Here is a 19,700-nt window from a genome sequence, read left to right as displayed (position 1 = left end):
TCACGGACGACTCATGAACCCCGGACTCATCCTGCTCATCACCTGCTCCACCGTGTTCCTCGCTCAACTGGGCATGAGCATTTACCTGCCGGCGTTGCCGCAGATCGCCGGGCACTTGCAGGTCGATGCAACGCAGGTGGCCTGGGGCTTGTCGCTGTACCTGATCGGCATGGCGTTGCCGATGCTGCTTTGGGGAAGCCTTGCGCAGCGCATCGGGCGCAAACCGGTGCTGCTGGCGGCGCTGGGGATTTATGGGCTGTCGAACCTGGCGTTGCCGCTGGGTTCGACGCTGGAGTCGTTCCTGCTGTTGCGACTGCTTCAAGGGATCGGCGCCAGCGGCATTTCAGTGATGGCGCGGGTGCTGATCCGTGACAGTTTCCGGGGCGATCTGCTGGCGAAGGCGCTGTCGTGGATTTCGATTTCGTTCGTTGTCGCGCTCGGGATCGGCCAATACGCCGGCTCGCTGATTCAGGTGACACTGGGCTGGCAGGCGATCTTCTATCTGCTGGGTGCGGTCAGCCTGTTGATGGCCGCGATTGTTTCGCGCCTGAACTTTCCGGAGCTCGTCGAAGCCCCCACAACCGCTTCGCCCTGGGCGGTCTACCAAACGATCCTGACCCACCGGGCGTTTATTCTGCCGGCGCTCGCGGGCGGTCTGGGTTATGGCGTGATCATCGCGTTCAACAGCGCTGCGCCGTTGATTCTGCAAGGCCCGTTCGGTTGGTCGACGACCGACTACGGGTTGCTGGGCTGGCCGATCAGTGCGGCGTATTTTCTCGGGGCGCTGGCGGTCAATCGCTTTGTGCTGCGTACCGGTCAGCATCGGTTGATGGCGTTGGGTGTGGGCCTGGTGATGGCCGGAAGCGGGGTGATGCTGGCTGGCAGCCTGTTGGCCAGCTCCATTGCCTGGCTGCTTTGGTTGCCTTACTGCGTCGCCGTGTTCGGTCAGTCGCTGAACTATCCGATCAGTCTGTCACGGGCTAACGATGGAGCGCCGATTGCCGGCGCTTACGCGATGGCCCTGAGCGGTTTCATTCATCAATTGATGGCCGCGTTGATCGGCGCGGTGGCCAGCCTGCTGGCCGGTCCACACGCGTGGCCGCTGTCGCTGCTGTGTTGCGTTCTGGCGGCGGGCGCGGTGCTCTGCACGAGGTTCACGCCCGATCGTCAGTCCGCTTAGAACGCGCTGCGGAAAATCTCCTCGATCTGCCGCTGATCCGCCGCCCGTGGATTGGTGAAACCGCAGGCGTCTTTCAGGGCATTGGCGGCAAGAACAGGGATGTCGGTGCATTTGGCGCCGAGGTCACGCAAGCCGCCGGGGATGTCGACGTCTTTGGCCAGGCAACGGATTGCGTCAATCGCAGCTTTTGCGCCCTCCTCCGGGCTGAAACCACGGATGTCGGCGCCCATGGCGTGGGCCACATCGGTGAGGCGATCGGCGCAGACCAGCGCGTTGAACGTCTGCACATGGGGCAGCAATACCGCGTTGCACACCCCGTGAGGCAGGTCGTAGAAACCGCCCAACTGGTGCGCCATCGCATGCACGTAACCGAGGGATGCATTGTTGAACGCCATGCCGGCGAGGAACTGCGCGTACGCCATGTTTTCCCGCGCCGCCAGATCGCTGCCGTCGCGTACCGCCAGACGCAGGTTGTTGCTGATCAGGGTCATCGCCTTCAGTGCACAGGCGTCGGTGATCGGGTTGGCGGCGGTGGACACGTAGGCTTCGATGGCATGGGTCAGCGCGTCCATGCCGGTGGCGGCGGTCAGGCTTTTCGGCATGGCGACCATCAGCGCCGGGTCGTTGACCGACAGCAGCGGCGTGACATTACGGTCGACGATGGCCATTTTCACGTGGCGGGTTTCGTCGGTGATGATGCAGAACCGGGTCATCTCGCTGGCGGTGCCGGCGGTGGTGTTGATGGCGATCAGCGGCAGTTGCGGCTTGGCCGATTGATCGACGCCTTCGTAGTCGCGAATCTGCCCGCCGTTGGTCGCGCACAGGGCGATGCCCTTGGCGCAGTCGTGGGGCGAGCCGCCGCCGAGGGACACCACGAAATCACAGCGGCTGTCCTTGAGCAGCGCCAGCCCGGCCTCGACATTGGCGATGCTCGGGTTGGGTTTGGCGCCGTCGAAGATCACCGAATCGATGTCCTGCATCGCCAGTTTCTCGGCGATCATGGTCGCCACGCCAGCCTTGGCCAGGCCCGCGTCGGTAACGATCAGCGCCTTGCGAAAACCGTAGTTGCGGATGGCATTCATGGCCTCGTCGAGGCAGCCGCTGCCCATGATGTTTACGGCGGGAATGAAAAAGGTGCTGCTCATGGCGCGTCTCCTGACAGAGGCCGGATCGACTCCTGCGATCCGGCGGATGCATACAGGATCGACCGATCGGTCACGGCGGATGTTGATCTGGCTCAATGCCCGCTCGTGATAAAGTCGCCGCCCATCTGCCCCTTGTTTTGAGACGTGCCCTGCAATGACCGATTTTCTGGATGTCGACGCCACCCTCGAAGACTGGAACGCGTTACGCACCACCACCGACTTCAGCGGCTTGCTGGTGGGCAACGGCGCCAGCCGTGCGGTTTGGGACGATTTCGGCTACGACTCGCTGTTCGAAAACGCCCGCACAGTGGAAGAAAAGCCGCTGACCCCGTCGGAACTGAGCGTGTTCGATGCGATGCAGACGCGCAGTTTCGAGCAGGTGCTCGGCGCGCTGAAAACCACCAGCCGGGTCAACAAGGCACTGGCTGTCAGCTCGGCCGCGCCGCGCAATCGCTACTACGCGATCAAGGAAGCGCTGATCAATGCCGTCCACGATTTGCACATTCCGTGGCGACTGGTCGAAGCGTCGACTCTGACGATCCTGAACCGCGAACTGGCCAGTTATCGCACGGTGTTCACCACCAATTACGACCTGCTCAACTACTGGGCTCTGCAACATCAGGGCGAGGCCATCGACGACCTGTTCAACGGCCCCGACGCCAGCTTCGACCTGTGCGAAAGCAGCACTGACAAACCGCGTCTGCTGTACCTGCACGGCGGTCTGCATCTGGTGCGCAACCAGGACGGCAGCGCCCGCAAACTGACCGCCACCGAAGGCACGCTGCTCGGCAGTTTCGCGATCAACAACACCCTCAAGACCCTCGACGACGTGCCGCTGTTCGTCAACGAAGGGCCGAGCGCGGACAAGCTCAAGACCATCCGCAGCTCCGATTATCTGTCGTTCTGCTACGACCAGTTACTCGAACATGGCGACAACCTGTGCATCTTCGGCCACGCCCTGGGCGAGCAGGACAGCCACCTCGTGCGTGCCCTGCGTCTGGCGAAACCGAAGACCGTGGCGATCTCGATCTACCCGCGCAGCGCGGCGTTCATCCAGCACCAGAAGCGGCATTACGCGAAGGTGTTCGAGGGCACGGGCGCCGAGTTGCGGTTCTTTGATTCCAAGAGCCACGCGCTGGGGAATCCGAAGCTTTCGGTCCCCGTCGAGGTCTGATCACTCTTCGCTGCTGTGCACGACTACCAGCAGCTGTGCCTGCTCCTCGCCCACCGAGCGGATCCGGTGCGGTTTCTGCGCATTGAAGTGCAGCGCGTCGCCCCGCTCCAGCAGTACCCGTTCGTTCATGAAGTCCACTTCGACCCGGCCTTCATGGACGAACAGGAACTCCTCGCCCAGATGTTCCTTGAAGGTCTTGTCGGTAAATTCAGTCGGCGGATAGATGATGAACGGCAGCAGGCTGCGTTCGCTGACCTGATGGGCCAGCACCGCGTAACCGGGGCTGTGATCGTTGGCCGCCAGTGACTGGCGCTCGTGACTGCGCACCAGGCTGTAGCTGTCGAGGCTGACGTTGTCTTCGGAGAACAGCTCCTCGACCTTCACGTTCAGCGCTTTCGCCAGTTTCAACGCGGCGGCAATCGACGGCGTGTTCAACCCGCGTTCGACTTTCGACAGATAACTCTTGGTCATGCCGGATTTCTCGGCCAGTGCCTCAAGGGTTACGCCAAGTTTTTTTCTCAATAATTTCAAACGGATAGACATGCGAAGCGATTATTCCAGCAAAGGAAAGACGATTTGTCCTTGCCAATGACACAAAGTGTCATATAGCCTCTTAAGTGTCATCCATGGCAACCACCACAGGACACGGATATGGCGAAGACATTAGCACTACCCAAAGACCAACTGGTCAAGCAAGCGCTGACCCAGATGCAAAAAAGCCTGGCGGATAATACGTGGACGGACCGGCAAAAGCTGGCCCTGACCTGCCGGATCCTCTTCGAAAACGGCCACGATTCGGGCCTGGCCGGGCAGATTACCGCCCGTGGCCCGCAGCCGGGCACTTACTACACCCAGCAACTGGGGCTGGGGTTCGATGAAATCACCGCGAGCAATCTGCTGCTGGTCAACGAAGACCTGGAAGTGCTCGAAGGCCACGGCATGGCCAACCCGGCCAACCGTTTCCACAGTTGGGTGTACCGCGCCCGGCCGGATGTGAACTGCATCATCCACACCCACCCGACGCACATTGCCGCGCTGTCGATGCTGGAAGTACCGTTGCAGATTTCCCACATGGACTTGTGCCCGCTATACGACGACTGCGCGTTTCTTGAAGGCTGGCCGGGCGTTCCGGTCGGTAACGAAGAAGGCGAACTGATTGCCGGGGCATTGGGCGACAAACGGGCGATCCTGCTTTCCCACCACGGTCAGCTGTCCACCGGCACGACCATCGAGGAAGCCTGCGTCATCGCGCAATTGATCGAACGCGCCGCCAAACTGCAGTTGCTGGCGATGGCCGCCGGGACGATCAAACCGATCATCCCCGAGCTGGGTCGCGAGGCCCATGACTGGGTCTCGAAACCCAAACGCCACGCCGCAGCCTTCAACTACTACGCCCGGCAGAACCTGCGCCAGCACGCCGATTGCCTGAACTGAACACACCATCCTTGCGGAGCACTCTCATGTCCAATATTCACGGCATCATCGGCTACACCATCACCCCGTTCGGCGCCAACGGCGAAGGTCTTGACCTGCCGGCCCTCGGCCGTTCGATCGACCGGCTGATCGCCGGCGGCGTCCACGCCATCGCGCCACTGGGCAGCACCGGCGAAGGCGCCTACCTGAGCGATGCGGAGTGGGACCAGGTCGCCGAGTTCAGCATCAAGCACGTGGCCAAACGGGTGCCGACCGTGGTCAGCGTATCCGACCTGACCACCGCCAACGCAGTGCGTCGCGCACGCTTCGCCGAAGCTCACGGCGCCGACGTGGTGATGGTGCTGCCGGCGTCCTACTGGAAGCTCACCGAAGCAGAAATCCTCGCTCATTACCGCGCCATCGGCGACAGCATCGGCGTGCCGATCATGCTCTACAACAACCCGGCCACCAGCGGCACCGACATGTCGGTGGAACTGATTCTGCGCATCGTCAACGGCGTGGAAAACGTGACCATGGTCAAGGAGAGCACCGGCGACATCCAGCGCATGCACAAGCTGCAACTGCTCGGCGAAGGCCGGGTACCGTTCTACAACGGCTGCAACCCGCTGGCACTGGAAGCCTTCGCGGCCGGCGCCCGGGGCTGGTGCACGGCGGCGCCGAACCTGATTCCGCAGCTCAACCTGGACCTGTACGAAGCCACGCTGGCAGGTGATCTGGGCAAGGCGCGGGAGCTGTTCTACCGCCAGTTGCCGCTGCTGGATTTCATCCTCAAGGGTGGTTTGCCAGCAACGATCAAGGCCGGGCTGCGTGACACCGGGCTGGAAGTGGGTGATCCACGTCTGCCGGTGTTCCCGCTCAGTGAAAACGGGCAATGCCAGCTCAAAGGCTTGCTGAACACTTTACGCTGAATGTAAAAAATCCCGCCCGGATCGCTCCGGGAGGGATTTTTCTGTGCGGCGATCAGAGGCTGGAAGAGCGTTTCATGGCTTCGCGATGGAACGGCTGATCCTTGAGGACCTGTGCAATGAACGTATCGGTGACCAATTGCAGGTGTTCGAACTGCCCACCCGAGGCATTGAACGCGCCGCGCCAGGACTCACTGTGGTTGTGCACGGTATAGATGCCCAGCACTTCCTTGCCGTGGCTGAGACTGAAAATCACCGTGCTGTCCCAGCTCACTGGCACCGGGACCAGGAACATCGTGAAAGCACTCAGAAACAGCTGCGGTTGTATTCCACCCACATCGCTGTTGGCGATGACCAACAGGTTGTAGCCCTCCTCGCTGCGACCGGCCTTGACCTCGTCAAAGGTGCCGCGACGGCGCAGGTCGTCACGCAACATCCAGCTCGGCAATCCCACGACTTCGACACTGATCGCCGGCAATGACTGGCTGTAATCGCCGTCAGGCGTTTTCAGACTGTGAGTCACCTGGCAGCCGCCGAGCAACAGGAGCACTCCGAGAAAAAGCAGTTTGAGGCGCATCAGAGTTTTCCTGACAGCATGGCTTTGTAGATAGAGGCACTGGTGCCGTTCTCTTCGCGGATGAACGGGGTGGCCGTGTACAGGTTGGGCATGTCCAGGCGCTGCAAGCCGGGCACCTGCGGGTATTTGGCGCGCACCAGCGCCGCATCGCGCTCCAGGTGATCGCTGTGCAGGAACATGCAGTTGGAGTTGCGACCGATCAGACAGCCAGCGCGAAAATCACCGATGTAATAGGCCTTGCCGGCTTCCAGTTGCAGACCGATGGTGAAGTCTTCGCGGCTCCAGGACACCGAGCGGCCCTGATCGAAACGCACGTTGTAGATCTCGTACCGACCTGGCTTCAGTGGCATGACGAAGAGCGTACCGATGCCGTGACCGGTTTCACGTACGTCGCGTGCCGTACGGGCGTAGAACTCGTTGTGCAGGCGCGCGGTGGCAAACTCATCGCTGCCGCGCTTGCGGATCATCAGCATTTGTTCGTGGGCGCCAAACTCTGCCTTGGGCCAGATCCCGACCACGCCTACCAGCCAGGCCACCCCGGTATCGGCAGTGGGCTGAAGTTCATCGTCAATGTGGGTCGGGGACATGCTGTAGCAGCCACTCAGGGCGAGCAGCATCGTCAGGACAGCGGTCAAGCGGATCATCGGAAGGACTCTTGCGCAAAATTTCGGACATGCACGAAAGAGTTGTCAGGCCAGCCCTTCCATGGATTGATGGCGAAGGATAAGGCAAATGATGGCACATAGCCAGAAAACGGTCGCCAATGATTTGGCGACCGAATCATTAACGCTGCCCTCAGAGTACCGGCCGGGTCTTGTCCTTGATCACCTTCGTCGGTCCGTTGGCCTTCACGGCAGCGATCCCCTTGGCGCAGGCAGCGTCCGAAGAATAGGACTCGCTGCTGCCGATGATCTGGTGATTGGCCGCCTTGAGATTGAAGTACGGATGGCCGTCCTTCGTCGATTTCTTCTCGTAGCGCTCATCCAGCGGACTGTTGCCCTGCACCGCCGCGATACCGTTTTCGGCGGCACTGTGAGAGGTGTACAACTCGCTGGTCAGTATGGTTTCGGCATTCGCCGCTTTCAGCACGAACCTGAATTGGCCGTTGCTGCTTTTGCTCAACTCGTACCATCCGGACATGTCGCGGCTCCTGTCGATTGAATCCCGGCAAGTAAAGACCGTTTCAACGGTTTAGCCATCCCTCTCTGACAGGCGTGAATGCGAACATGGCAAATAACAATCATTCTCGATATCATCCGCAGCTTTCTGCGCCCCCGCTTCGTCGAGAAGGATATTCATGCCCCGCCCCACGCCCGATCCCTTGTCGGCCGATTCGTTTCGCCGGTTTTACGGGGACATCCTGCATTACCTGCGCAAACGCACGGATAACCCCAATGACGCGGCGGACATGACCCAGGATGTGTTCACCCAATGGCTCGACTATCGCGACCGGGGCAAGGTCGAGCAACCGCGGGCGTTTCTGTTTCAGATGGCGCGCAACCTGCTGCGTGATCACTGGCGCCGGCAGAAGGTGCGGCACATCGTGCAGCCCACTCAAGACAACGATGCCGAACCGCTGGCCGATGAACATCACGATCCGATGGCGGCCGCGCAGCGTCAGCAACGGCTGGAGCAACTCAAGGCCGTGCTGGGCGAGCTCTCGCCACGTCGACGCGAGGCCCTTATGCTGCACCGCTTCGAAGGCTTGAGTCAGGCGCAGATTGCCGAGCGCATGGGGATTTCGTTGAGCATGGTGGAAAAACACATCGCCTTCGCACTGCTGCATTGCAAGCAACGCCTGGATCACGACAACGGCAGGGAGCAGCCAGAATGAACGGTTCTCATGAGTTCACCGGGGAACTGCCCGACGACAGCATCGACGCTCAGGCCGCCGCCTGGTTTACCCGCAATCGTCAGGATCAGGGCCCCTTGGTGCGACAGGCATTCGAGCAGTGGCTGCGCGAGCCGGCGCATGCCCGGGCCTATCGCGCGTTCGAAGCACTCTGGACCGACCTTGGTCAATTGCAGCAACTGAACCGGCCGACGCCGCTGCCGGCTCGACGTTCCGTAAATCGCTGGCGACCTGCACTGGCAGTGGCCGCCGCGCTGCTCGTTGCCGTGATGGCGACGCCTGTCGGCACACCGCATGCGGTCTATCGTCAGCAGGTCACGGCTCAGGCCAAAGGTCAGCGCACCTTCGAATTACCCGACGGCAGCACCTTGTCGGTAAACGCCAATACGCAACTGCGTGTCGACTTCGACAGTCAGCAGCGCCGGCTCATCCTCGATCGCGGCCAGTTCTATATAGACGTCGCGCCGGACAAGGAACGGCCGCTATGGGTGCAGACCGGCGACGCCACGATCCGTGTGGTCGGCACCGGTTTCGATGTACGGCGCAGCGACAGGCAACTGGTGGTCAGCGTCGCCCACGGCCAGGTCACATTCACACCGGACAGCCGCGCGCCGCTGCTGTTGAGCGCCCAGCAGCAAGTCGCAGTCGACTTGGCCAGCGGCACCCTGCAACAAAACAGTCTTGCATCCAGCCAGGTAGCCGACTGGCGTACCGGGCATCTGTCCTTTCGCAATCGTGAGCTGGCCAGTCTGGTGGATGAGCTGAACCTCTATCGCCCGCACCCGGTCGTGCTGGCCAATGCAAAACTGGGGCAGATCAAGGTTTCCGGCAACCTCGATGTCGATGACCCGGATGCCCTGATCAACGCCCTGCCCGCCCTGGTTCCGGTGAAAACCGTCGCGCTCGCCGACGGTGGAATTCGCCTCGAAAACCGCTGACACAACCTCACATGAGAATATTTTGCATTCGCATGTGAGGTTTTTTTTACCTGCCGCGTCTTCCTCCGGTCTGCGCTTCGTACGCAGGCCTTTCTGGCCTTTTCGCCGCCCTGGGGGATTCCATGTTTCGCGTGTTTTCGCCGTACCCGCTCACCTGCCTTCGACCGACCTTGCTCGCCACTTGCCTGGCGTTCAGCGTACAAGCCCATGCCGATGACCTGAGCCTGCATTTGCCGGCGCAGCCACTGGCAACGTCGCTGAGCCAGATCGCCCAACAGGCGAAGATCCAGTTGCTGTTCGATGAGGCGCAACTGCGCAATCTCAAGGCCCCCGCCCTTGACGGTGAATACAGCGCGGAAGCAGCGATTCGCAAGTTGCTCGACAACAGCCAGTTCGGCTTGATCAAGGTCAACCAGACCTACGTCGTGCGCCCGGAAGAACCGGTCACCAGCAGCGGTGACGGCATCCAGCTCGACGCCCTGAGCGTGATCGGCAGCGGCACCGAAGTCGACTCCAGCACCGTCGGCCGCTCGACCCTGACCCAGGCCGACATCGACCGCCACCAGCCAAACAACATTCCCAGCCTGCTGGCGACTTTGCCCGGCGTGAGCATGGGCGGTTCGATGAAACCGGGCGGCCAGACCATCAACATCTGGGGCCTGGGCGATGCCGAAGATGTGCCGTTGACCGTCGACGGCGCCACCAAAAGCGGTTTCGAGCGCTACCAGCAAGGCACGATTTTCATCGAGCCGGAGCTGATCAAACGCATCGAAGTGGAAAAAGGCCCGCACTCGATGCTCACCGGCAACGGCGGTTTCGGCGGCACCGTGCACATGGAAACCAAGGACGCCCCGGACCTGCTGCAGGAAGGTCGCAACAGCGGTGCGATGGTCAAGTACGGTTACGCCAGCAACGACCATCAGCAGACCTACTCCGGTGCCGTTTTCGGTCGAACCGACGATGGGCGGGCCGATGCGCTGGTGTACCTGACCAAGCGCGATGGCGGTGACATGAAGCTGGCCGGCACCCCGCCCGATCCGGACAATCAGTACCCGATCAACCCCAAGCGCCTGCCCAACAGCGCACTGGATCTGGACGGCCAGCTACTCAAATTCAACCTGCACCTGAACGACGAACACAGCGTCGGTCTGTCGTACTCGCGTTCACAAAGCGAGCGCTGGGCGCCGTTTTCGTCGGCCAGTTATCCGACCCCGCCAACCCGGGCCAACATCAAGCAATACGGCTATGAAAACGCTCTCAAGCGTTTCCTCGCCAACCGCGAAACCACCGACACCACCTGGTCGGCCAAGTATCAGTACCAGCCGCTGGACAATCGCCTGATCGATTTCAAACTGAGCTATTCCGAGTCCAACACCGATCAGACCGACGAGCGCGATGCCACGGCGTTTTTCCAGACGTCCACCGGCGGACGCAAGATGGACACCGCCTATAAGGACCGCATCGTCGAGGCGAGCAACATCAGCCTGTTCGAAACCGGCGTGCTGTCTCACGCGGTCACCGGCGGCGTGCAGATCCGCAAGCACAGCCGCGACACCGAAATGTGGATGCCGGGCAAGACCTACGAAGTGCCGAAGTACAACTACGGCTATTTCCAGCCGAGTTTCATGCCCCGGGGCAAGGTCGACACCAACAGTGTCTACCTGCAAGACGCAATCACGCTGGGCGACTTCACCCTGACCCCGTCCGTGCGTTACGACCATGTGCGCAATCGCGGCGAAGCCAACGACGCGCCTTACTACGACAACCCGGACCCGAGCTTCGGCCACGACTACAGCGACCGCACCTACACCGGGTGGTCGCCGCGTCTGTCGGCGTTCTGGCGGATGACCCCGGATGTCGGTTTCTTCGTCGACTACAGCAAGACCTGGCGCGCGCCGGTCATCGACGAGCAATATGAAGTGCAGGGGCTGGGTAGCCGCACCGCCACCAGTGTGGATCTCGACCTGGAACGCATCACCGGTTGGCGTGCCGGTAACATCAGCAACTTCGCCAACGTATTCACTGACCGCGACAACGTGCAGATTCGCACCACGCTGTTCCGCAACAAGATCGACGACGAGATCTTCAAGGCCACCGGCATCGGCTGCGAGAACCAGGCCATCAAGGGCGGCACCATCGCCTCGGACTGCAAGGGGTCCGGCCCCATGGGCAACTACCGTAACATCGGCGGGCTGACCATCAAGGGCTTTGAAGTCGAAAGCTTCTATGACTCGACGTACCTGTTCGGTTCGCTGTCCTACTCGTGGATGACCGGCAAACACGAAGGCGCCTACACTAACCCTTGGGGGCCGGACGTCTGGGTGCGGGACGTTCCACCGAGCAAATGGATCGCCGTGCTCGGCGTGAAGATTCCGAGCTGGGATGCCCAGGTCGGCTGGCAAGGGGAGTTCGTGCGCCAGACCGATCGCCTGCCGAGCGACAAGTACGGCTCGGGCAAAAACACCGTGGGTGACGTGTTCTACGACCAGTACGCCAACGACCGCTATAACGTGCAGGGTCTGTTCGCCAAATGGAAACCGCAGCAGCCGTACCTCAAGGGCACCGAGGTCAACCTCACCGTCGACAACCTGTTCAACGAGGATTACCGCCCGGCGCTGAGCGGTGATCGGGCTTACAGTCAGGGGCGCAATGCCAAGGTCAGCGTGACGCGGTTCTTCTGATCATTGCGGGCTTGCCCATCGCGAACACCCTCGCGATGGGCCTCTGGCTCACAGGGTGATTTTGGTTCCGAGCAAACCGAGGAAACCGGCCAGCCATTTCGGATGCGCCGGCCAGGCAGGCGCGGTGGCCAGATTGCCCTGGACATGACCGTCCGTGACCGGGATATCGATGTAAGTGCCGCCGGCCAGCCGCACTTCCGGGGCGCAGGCCGGATAGGCGCTGCACTCGCGCCCCTCGAGAATCCCCGCCGCCGCCAGCAGTTGTGCGCCGTGACAGACGGCAGCAATCGGCTTGCCGGCCTTGTCGAAAGCCTTCACCAGTTCCAGGACTTTTTCGTTCAGCCGCAGGTATTCCGGCGCACGACCACCGGGCACCAGCAGTGCGTCGTAGTCCTTGGCGTCAACCTTGGCAAAGTCGAAGTTCAGGGCGAACTGGTGACCGGGTTTTTCGCTGTAGGTCTGATCGCCCTCGAAATCATGAATCGCGGTGCGCACGGTCTTGCCGGCGGCTTTATCAGGGCACACGGCGTGCACGGTGTGACCGACCATTTGCAGGGCCTGGAACGGCACCATCACTTCGTAGTCTTCGACGTAATCGCCGACCAGCATCAGAATCTTTTTCGCGGCCATGGACAGGACTCCTCTGGTGAATGCACAGGAGTATTCAAAGTAGTCCAAGAGCTGCGATGGCGTCCGCAAACTGTATGGATAACTCTGCGCCCAGCTGTAACAGCCCGATTGCCGTGGTTTGTGGCTAGATGAAGCCATCTCCCTGCCACCTTCGAATCTGGTTGCCATCATGTCTTCGCGCGAAAACACCGGCATGGCCCTCGGCCTGCTCGGCGTGGTGATTTTCAGCCTTACCCTGCCCTTCACCCGCATCGTGGTGCAGGAACTGCACCCGCTGCTCAACGGCCTCGGTCGTGCGTTGTTCGCGGCGATTCCTGCGGCAATGCTGTTGTTGTGGCGTCGGGAAAAGTGGCCGACCTGGCAGCAGGTCAAAGGCCTGAGCCTGGTGATCGCCGGGGTGATTCTCGGTTTCCCGGTGCTATCGGCGTGGGCCATGCAGACCTTGCCGGCGTCCCACGGCGCGCTGGTCAACGGTTTGCAGCCGCTGTGCGTGGCGCTGTATGCCGCGTGGCTGTCCCATGAACGGCCGTCGAAAGCCTTCTGGGCCTGCGCCGCGTTGGGCAGTGCGCTGGTGCTGGGTTACGCGTTGTACACCGGCGCCGGCAGCATTCACGCCGGTGATTTGCTGATGCTGGGTGCGATTGCGGTGGGCGGTCTGGGTTATGCCGAGGGTGGGCGTCTGGCCCGGGAGATGGGCGGCTGGCAGGTGATCTGCTGGGCGCTGGTGCTGTCGACGCCGTTGCTGATCGGCCCGGTGCTGTATCTGGCGTTGCAGCATCAGGGCGCGGTGTCGACGAAAACCTGGTGGGCCTTCGGTTACGTCGCGCTGTTTTCGCAGTTCCTGGGATTCTTCGCCTGGTACGCCGGGCTGGCCATGGGTGGCATTGCCCGGGTCAGTCAGATCCAGCTGTTGCAGATTTTCTTCACCATCGCGTTTTCCGCGTTGTTCTTCGGAGAACACGTGGAGCCGATCACCTGGCTGTTCGCCTGCGGGGTGATCGCGACAGTGATGCTCGGACGCAAGACCGCGGTGCGCCCGGCTCAACCGGGCACGTTACCGGCAGGGGTTCAGCTCAAGCCTTGAGCGGCAGCAGGCCATCGGCGAGCAGCAGGGTTTCGAGGCAGTGCTCGCTGATCTGGTAGAACGCTTTCAACTCCTGAATCTTCACCAGCAGCTGGGCCGGGTCCACCGGCTCGGCGCGCTTCACGGCGAGGATCATCTTGTTCTTGTTGGTGTGCTCCAGCGAGATGAACTCGAACACCTTGGTCTCGTAACCGCAGGCTTCGAGGAACAGCGCACGCAGGCTGTCAGTGACCATTTCCGCCTGCTGGCCCAGATGCAGACCGTATTGCAGCATCGGCTTGAGCAGCGCCGGGCTCTGGATCTGCAAACGAATCTGTTTGTGGCAGCACGGCGAGCACATGATGATCGCTGCGCCGGAACGGATGCCGGTGTGGATCGCATAGTCGGTGGCGATATCACAGGCATGCAGGGCGATCATCACCTCCAGCTCGCTCGGCGCCACGCTGCGCACATCACCGCACTTGAACACCAGCCCCGGGTGGTCGAGTTTCTGCGCGGCGGTGTTGCACAGGTTGACCATCTCTTCACGCAATTCAACGCCGGTGACTTCGCCCTCGGCCTTCAAGGTGTTGCGCAAATAGTCATGAATGGCGAACGTCAGGTAACCCTTGCCCGAACCGAAATCCGCCACCCGCACCGGTTTGTCCAGGGCCAGCGGCGACGACGTCAGCGCGTGGCTGAAGACTTCGATGAACTTGTTGATCTGCTTCCACTTGCGCGACATCGCCGGGATCAGCTCGTGTTGCGCATTGGTCACGCCCAGATCCTTGAGGAACGGTCGGTTCAAATCGAGGAAACGGTTTTTCTCGCGGTTATGCTCGGCGGACGGCACTTCACGCAATTGCTGGGGTTTGCTCATGAACAGCGAGCTCTTGCCCTTTTTGCTGTATTCGAGCTGGGCTTCGTCGGTCAACGTGAGCAAATGCGCATTCTTGAACGCCGTCGGCAGCAGTTCGGCGATCGTCGCCACCGCCTCGTCCAGCGGAAGGTTCTTGGTGATGTCGCGGGTCTTGTAGCGATACACGAACGACAGGTTCGGCTGCGCCTTGACCGTCACCGGTTTGATGATGATCCGCTGCAGGTCCGCTTCTTCGCCGACGTACTTGGCCAGCACCAGTTTGATGAAGCCGTTCTGTTCGAGGCTGGTTTGCAGCAGCTCGATGAACCGGGCGTGGTGATCGGGGGTGGAAACGGCGGTGGCAGACATGCAGAAAACGGCCTCGGACGGGCAAATCGGGAATGGCCGCTAGTTTAGGGGGGATGGGGATTGGGGACACGCTCTTATTTACCGAACGGCGTTTAAAAGCGGCCCTCACCCCAGCCCTCTCCCGGAGGGAGAGGGAGCCGACCGGGTCGTATTCTCGAGTTACGCCGACCTGAAGTACCGAGTCGAACTCAGGATCTGAAGGCGCTGGAGATAAGTTCCCTCTCCCCCGGGAGAGGGCTGGGGTGAGGGGTGGTTCTAAAGCCGAACGCAAAAATCAAAGCTACCCCAACACCACCAACCGATTCGGCAACTCATTCCTCACCTGAGTCACCGGCACATGCACCTTGAGCAACTCGCCGCACGCCTCGATGCAGGTCACGAACCCCTGCAACGTCTGGCCCTGGCGCACCTGCTCGGTAAACGCCGCGACAATCGCGTCCCAGCTCTTGTCGTCCAGCCTTCTGGAAATCCCTTCGTCCACCAGAATCTCCACGTACCGCTCCGCCTCGCAGACAAAAATCAGCATGCCGGTGCTGCCCACCGTGTGATGCAGGTTCTGTTCGAGAAACTGCCGCCGCGCCAGGTTCGAAGCGCGCCAGTGCCGGACATGGCGCGGGATCAGATGGGTGGTGACCCTGGGCAGACGAAACACCAGGCACAGCACGACAAAACTGATCCACTGCACCAGCAACAGGCTGTGCATGGTCAGCCAGCCGGTCAGGTAATGCAGGATACCCGGCACCACCAGCGCCAGCAGGCTGGCCCACAGCAACGGAATGTACGCGTAGTCATCGGCGCGGGCCGCGAGCACCGTCACCAGTTCGGCGTCGGTGTCGCGCTCGACCCGGGCGATGGCCTCGGCGACCTTGCGTTGTTCGTGTTCAGTCAGTAATGCCATGTCGTGAAGTGCCTGCTCATTATTGTTATCACCAGCCGCCGGAGGAACCGCCCCCGCCGAAACTGCCACCGCCGCCGCTGAAGCCCCCGCCTCCACCGCCGCCGCCAAAACCACCGCCACCGAAGCCGCCCCCTCCTCCGGAGCCGCCACGGCCGGCGGGAAGGATACCGAGCATCTGGCAGACAAAAACAGTCAGGATGAACAACATCACCAGAAATACGAAAATTCCCGGATGCCGCGAGACAAAGTCGTCCGAAGGATCGCCGGACGATTCGTACACCGTGGAAGGTTCGTCCAGCGGATTGCCGCCCAGCACCACCAGCATCGCCGCCACGCCGTCGCTGATGCCCTTGCTGTAATTGCCGGCCTTGAATGCCGGCGTGATCACCTGATGGATGATCACCGAACTCTGGGCATCGGTCAGGCGATCTTCCAGCCCATAGCCGACTTCAATGCGCAACTTGCGCTCGTCACGGGCGACGATCAGCAAGGCGCCGTTGTTCTTGTCCTTCTGGCCGATGCCCCAGTGCCGGCCGAGTTCGACGCCGTAGTCCTCGATGGTGGAGCCTTGCAGATTCGGCAGCGTCACGACCACCAGCTGCTCGCCGGTCGCCTGCTCGTGGGCCTGCAACTGCTGGCTCAACTGCGCGCGCACCGCCGGCTCGATCATCTGCGCGTCGTCCACCACCCGCCCGGTCAGCGCCGGGAAGGTCAACTCGGCCCGGGCGCTGATGGCGAACAACCACAGCATCAGCACCAGGCCCATCTTCAACAAACGCATGGGCATCACCGGCTCAGAATTTCACTTCCGGGGCCTTGTCCGCGCCGGGGCTGGTGGCTTCGAAGGTCTCACGGATCGGCAGGTCGCTGTACATCACGCTGTGCCACAGGCGACCGGGAAAAGTGCGGATTTCGGTGTTGTACTTCTGCACCGCCAGAATGAAATCCCGGCGGGCCACGGCGATACGGTTTTCGGTGCCCTCAAGTTGCGACTGCAAGGCGAGGAAGTTCTGGTTGGCCTTCAGGTCCGGATAACGTTCGGACACCACCATCAACCGGCTCAAGGCTCCGGTCAACTGATCCTGGGCCTGCTGGAACTGCTTGAGTTTTTCCGGGTTGTCGAGGGTGCTGGCATCGACCTGGATCGACGTTGCCTTGGCCCGGGCCTCGACCACCGCCGTCAGCGTGGCCTCCTCGTGCTTGGCATAACCCTTCACGGTTTCCACCAGGTTGGGGATCAGGTCGGCACGCCGCTGGTACTGGTTCTGCACCTGGCCCCAGGCAGCCTTGGCCTGTTCGTCGAGGGTGGGAATATTGTTGATGCCGCAAGCGGTCAACAACACGGCCAGCACCAGCAAGGTGGCGACCTGCAAACGCGAGCGGTAGACAGGACTGACATTCATCGTTCGGGAGCTCCCTTGCACATTTCATGAATGATCGCGCTTGAAACCTTCCGGACCGGCTCTTGGGGCATAATCGCCCGCGCCACTGGATTGCAGCGGGCCGATGGGCTAAAAAGAGGCCCTGCGCGATCACGTCGCCGAAACTGGCGCCGTACATTCGGCTGTCGTTTTTTGAATCAGCACCCGAACAACAATAGTCGCTCCCTAAATTTTGGCTGGCCGGCGTTGTAACGCCGTTTAGGCCCTTGAGAAAACTATTCATGAAGAAGCTGTGTTTGCTGGGCCTGTTCGTCAGCCTGGCCAGTCATCAGGTACTGGCCGCCACGACCCCGGTACCCCTGGAAAACAAGGACGCGTTCATCAGTAACCTGATGAAACAAATGACCCTCGACGAGAAGATCGGCCAGTTGCGCCTGATCAGCATCGGCCCGGAAATGCCCCGCGAGCTGATCCGCAAAGAGATCGCCGCCGGCAACATCGGTGGCACGTTCAACTCGATCACCCGCCCGGAAAACCGTCCGATGCAGGACGCTGCCATGCGCAGCCGCCTGAAGATCCCGATGTTTTTCGCGTACGACGTGATCCACGGTCACCGTACGATTTTCCCGATTCCGCTGGCCCTGGCGTCGAGCTGGGACATGGACGCCATCGGCCAGTCCGGGCGCATCGCCGCCAAAGAGGCGGCCGCCGACAGCCTCGACATCACCTTTGCGCCGATGGTCGACATTTCCCGCGACCCGCGCTGGGGCCGCAGCTCCGAAGGCTTCGGTGAAGACACCTACCTGACCTCGCGCATCGCCAAAGTGATGGTCAAGGCCTATCAGGGCGACACGCCGAGCGCGGCCGACAGCATCATGGCCAGCGTCAAGCACTTCGCCTTGTACGGCGCGGTCGAGGGCGGTCGCGACTACAACACCGTGGACATGAGCCCGGTGAAGATGTACCAGGATTACCTGCCGCCGTACCGCGCCGCGATCGATGCCGGCGCCGGTGGCGTGATGGTCGCGCTGAACTCGATCAACGGCATCCCGGCCACCGCCAACACCTGGCTGATGAACGACCTGTTGCGCAAGGAATGGGGCTTCAAGGGCCTGGCGGTCAGCGACCACGGCGCGATCTTCGAGCTGATCAAGCACGGCGTCGCCGCCGACGGTCGTGAAGCGGCGAAGCTGGCGATCAAGGCCGGCATCGACATGAGCATGAACGACACCCTGTACGGCAAAGAACTGCCGGGGCTGCTCAAGTCCGGCGAGATCGAACAGAAAGATATCGACAACGCCGTGCGTGAAGTCCTCGCCGCCAAGTACGACATGGGCCTGTTCAAGGATCCGTACCTGCGCATCGGCAAGGCTGAAGACGACCCGGCCGACACCTACGCCGACAGCCGACTGCACCGCGCCGAAGCCCGCGAAGTGGCGCGTCGCAGTCTGGTGCTGCTGAAGAACCAGAACGAAACCCTGCCGCTGAAGAAAACCGCGAAAGTCGCCCTCGTTGGCCCGCTGGCCAAGGCCCCGATCGACATGATGGGCAGTTGGGCCGCCGCCGGTCGTCCGGCGCAATCGGTGACCCTGTTCGACGGCATGAGCAACGTGATCGGCGACAAGTCGAACCTGATCTACGCCCGTGGTGCCAACATCACCAGCGACAAGAAAGTCCTCGATTACCTGAACTTCCTCAACTTCGATGCGCCGGAAGTGGTCGATGACCCGCGCCCGGCCAATGTGTTGATCGACGAGGCGGTGAAAGCCGCGAAGGATGCCGACATTGTGGTCGCTGCCGTGGGCGAATCCCGTGGCATGTCCCACGAGTCGTCGAGCCGTACCGACCTGAACATCCCGGAAAACCAGCGCGAGCTGATCCGCGCCCTGAAAGCCACCGGCAAGCCGCTGGTGCTGGTGCTGATGAACGGCCGTCCGCTGACGATCCTTCAGGAGAAAGAACAGGCTGACGCGATCCTGGAAACCTGGTTCAGCGGCACCGAGGGCGGCAACGCCATCGCCGACGTGCTGTTCGGTGACTACAACCCGTCGGGCAAACTGCCGGTGACCTTCCCGCGTTCCGTGGGCCAGATCCCGACCTACTACAACCACCTGAGCATTGGCCGGCCGTTCACGCCGGGCAAACCGGGCAACTACACCTCGCAGTATTTCGATGACACCACCGGGCCGCTGTTCCCGTTCGGTTTCGGCCTGAGCTACACCGAGTTCGCCCTGAGCGACATGGCGCTGTCGTCGACCACCCTGAACGCCACCGGCAAGCTCGACGCCAGCGTCACGGTGAAAAACACCGGCAAGCGTGACGGCGAAACCGTGGTGCAGCTGTACATCCAGGACGTCACCGGTTCGATGATCCGTCCGGTCAAGGAGCTGAAGAACTTCCAGAAGATCATGCTCAAGGCGGGCGAACAGAAGGTCGTGCACTTCACCATCAGCGAAGATGATTTGAAGTTCTACAACGCCCAGCTCAAGTACGCGGCCGAGCCCGGCAAGTTCAACGTGCAGATCGGCCTGGACTCCCAGGACGTGACGCAGCAGAGCTTTGAGTTGCTGTAATCCCTGCACCCTGATCGTTCCCACGCAGAGCGTGGGAACG

At 61.5% G+C, this 19,700-nt stretch carries 19 protein-coding genes; 9 read left to right on the top strand and 10 right to left on the bottom strand.

Annotation, left to right across the window (positions count from 1 at the left end):
* Nucleotides 1-13 precede the first annotated feature (13 nt).
* A complete protein-coding gene (locus tag R1A29_RS06190; protein WP_438300943.1) occupies nucleotides 14-1,180 on the top strand; it encodes an MFS transporter in 1,167 nt (388 codons plus the stop codon).
* On the opposite strand, the gene yiaY is transcribed toward R1A29_RS06190, so the two are convergent.
* On the bottom strand, nucleotides 1,177-2,325 hold the full coding sequence (gene yiaY, locus R1A29_RS06185) for an L-threonine dehydrogenase (protein WP_114881759.1): 1,149 nt from the start codon (nucleotides 2,323-2,325) through the stop codon (nucleotides 1,177-1,179). The two genes, R1A29_RS06190 and yiaY, sit on opposite strands and share 4 nt — an antisense overlap.
* Before the next feature lie 154 nt (nucleotides 2,326-2,479).
* On the opposite strand from yiaY, the gene R1A29_RS06180 reads away from it, so the two are divergent.
* Nucleotides 2,480-3,499: a DUF4917 family protein gene (locus R1A29_RS06180; RefSeq protein WP_438300942.1), complete on the top strand. Its 1,020-nt coding sequence runs from the start codon at nucleotides 2,480-2,482 to the stop codon at nucleotides 3,497-3,499.
* Here R1A29_RS06180 and R1A29_RS06175 read toward each other — a convergent pair whose 3' ends face one another.
* The gene (locus tag R1A29_RS06175) at nucleotides 3,500-4,042 is read right to left on the bottom strand and encodes a helix-turn-helix domain-containing protein (protein WP_085710196.1); all 543 of its coding nucleotides are present in this window, start codon (nucleotides 4,040-4,042) and stop codon (nucleotides 3,500-3,502) included.
* A 108-nt stretch (nucleotides 4,043-4,150) separates the two neighbouring features.
* Between R1A29_RS06175 and R1A29_RS06170 the strand changes: the two genes are divergently transcribed.
* Nucleotides 4,151-4,933 (top strand): aldolase, encoded by a 783-nt coding sequence (locus R1A29_RS06170; protein WP_134825758.1) that lies wholly within the window; start codon nucleotides 4,151-4,153, stop codon nucleotides 4,931-4,933.
* A 26-nt stretch (nucleotides 4,934-4,959) separates the two neighbouring features.
* Nucleotides 4,960-5,841 (top strand): dihydrodipicolinate synthase family protein, encoded by an 882-nt coding sequence (locus tag R1A29_RS06165; protein WP_438300941.1) that lies wholly within the window; start codon nucleotides 4,960-4,962, stop codon nucleotides 5,839-5,841.
* A gap of 52 nt (nucleotides 5,842-5,893) precedes the next feature.
* Here R1A29_RS06165 and R1A29_RS06160 read toward each other — a convergent pair whose 3' ends face one another.
* The 3 genes from R1A29_RS06160 to R1A29_RS06150 form a co-directional block, all read right to left on the bottom strand.
* Nucleotides 5,894-6,415, bottom strand: coding sequence for a hypothetical protein (locus R1A29_RS06160; RefSeq protein WP_438300940.1), 522 nt, complete (start codon nucleotides 6,413-6,415; stop codon nucleotides 5,894-5,896).
* Complete coding sequence (locus R1A29_RS06155; RefSeq protein WP_438300939.1) at nucleotides 6,415-7,059, bottom strand: hypothetical protein; 645 nt, start codon at nucleotides 7,057-7,059, stop codon at nucleotides 6,415-6,417. The genes R1A29_RS06160 and R1A29_RS06155 overlap by 1 nt, the downstream gene beginning before the upstream one ends.
* A 151-nt stretch (nucleotides 7,060-7,210) precedes the next feature.
* Entirely contained in the window at nucleotides 7,211-7,555 is a 345-nt protein-coding gene (locus R1A29_RS06150) for a YegP family protein (RefSeq protein ID WP_438300938.1), read from the bottom strand.
* A gap of 157 nt (nucleotides 7,556-7,712) precedes the next feature.
* Between R1A29_RS06150 and R1A29_RS06145 the strand changes: the two genes are divergently transcribed.
* The 3 genes from R1A29_RS06145 (at nucleotide 7,713) to R1A29_RS06135 (ending at nucleotide 11,886) form a co-directional block, all read left to right on the top strand.
* Nucleotides 7,713-8,249: an RNA polymerase sigma factor gene (locus R1A29_RS06145; RefSeq protein ID WP_438300937.1), complete on the top strand. Its 537-nt coding sequence runs from the start codon at nucleotides 7,713-7,715 to the stop codon at nucleotides 8,247-8,249.
* Nucleotides 8,246-9,205 carry a FecR family protein gene (locus tag R1A29_RS06140; protein ID WP_438300936.1) on the top strand — a complete coding sequence of 320 codons (960 nt, stop codon included), beginning with the start codon at nucleotides 8,246-8,248 and terminating at the stop codon, nucleotides 9,203-9,205. Before R1A29_RS06145 ends, R1A29_RS06140 begins: the two co-directional genes overlap by 4 nt.
* A 122-nt stretch (nucleotides 9,206-9,327) precedes the next feature.
* On the top strand, nucleotides 9,328-11,886 hold the full coding sequence (locus R1A29_RS06135; protein WP_438300935.1) for a TonB-dependent hemoglobin/transferrin/lactoferrin family receptor: 2,559 nt from the start codon (nucleotides 9,328-9,330) through the stop codon (nucleotides 11,884-11,886).
* A gap of 48 nt (nucleotides 11,887-11,934) precedes the next feature.
* Here the strand turns inward: R1A29_RS06135 and R1A29_RS06130 are convergent, their stop codons facing one another.
* Entirely contained in the window at nucleotides 11,935-12,516 is a 582-nt protein-coding gene (locus R1A29_RS06130; RefSeq protein ID WP_438300934.1) for a DJ-1/PfpI family protein, read from the bottom strand.
* A 169-nt stretch (nucleotides 12,517-12,685) separates the two neighbouring features.
* Between R1A29_RS06130 and R1A29_RS06125 the strand changes: the two genes are divergently transcribed.
* Nucleotides 12,686-13,600, top strand: a complete 915-nt coding sequence (locus tag R1A29_RS06125) for a DMT family transporter (protein ID WP_438300933.1) — start codon at nucleotides 12,686-12,688, stop codon at nucleotides 13,598-13,600.
* On the opposite strand, the gene R1A29_RS06120 is transcribed toward R1A29_RS06125, so the two are convergent.
* The 4 genes from R1A29_RS06120 to R1A29_RS06105 form a co-directional block, all read right to left on the bottom strand.
* Nucleotides 13,590-14,807, bottom strand: a complete 1,218-nt coding sequence (locus R1A29_RS06120; RefSeq protein ID WP_438300932.1) for a class I SAM-dependent methyltransferase — start codon at nucleotides 14,805-14,807, stop codon at nucleotides 13,590-13,592. The genes R1A29_RS06125 and R1A29_RS06120 overlap by 11 nt on opposite strands.
* 280 nt (nucleotides 14,808-15,087) lie before the next feature.
* Nucleotides 15,088-15,705, bottom strand: coding sequence for a TPM domain-containing protein (locus R1A29_RS06115; RefSeq protein WP_438300931.1), 618 nt, complete (start codon nucleotides 15,703-15,705; stop codon nucleotides 15,088-15,090).
* A 28-nt stretch (nucleotides 15,706-15,733) separates the two neighbouring features.
* Complete coding sequence (locus R1A29_RS06110) at nucleotides 15,734-16,486, bottom strand: TPM domain-containing protein (RefSeq protein ID WP_438300930.1); 753 nt, start codon at nucleotides 16,484-16,486, stop codon at nucleotides 15,734-15,736.
* 13 nt (nucleotides 16,487-16,499) lie between these two features.
* Nucleotides 16,500-17,108: a LemA family protein gene (locus R1A29_RS06105; RefSeq protein WP_438300929.1), complete on the bottom strand. Its 609-nt coding sequence runs from the start codon at nucleotides 17,106-17,108 to the stop codon at nucleotides 16,500-16,502.
* A 260-nt stretch (nucleotides 17,109-17,368) separates the two neighbouring features.
* On the opposite strand from R1A29_RS06105, the gene bglX reads away from it, so the two are divergent.
* Nucleotides 17,369-19,660 (top strand): beta-glucosidase BglX, encoded by a 2,292-nt coding sequence (bglX, locus tag R1A29_RS06100; protein WP_438300928.1) that lies wholly within the window; start codon nucleotides 17,369-17,371, stop codon nucleotides 19,658-19,660.
* The last annotated feature ends 40 nt before the right edge of the window (nucleotides 19,661-19,700 follow it).

The sequence above is a fragment of the Pseudomonas sp. NMS19W genome (genome assembly GCF_051554255.1).
Lineage (GTDB): Bacteria > Pseudomonadota > Gammaproteobacteria > Pseudomonadales > Pseudomonadaceae > Aquipseudomonas > Aquipseudomonas kribbensis.
This window is presented reverse-complemented; position numbering and strand designations above follow the sequence as displayed.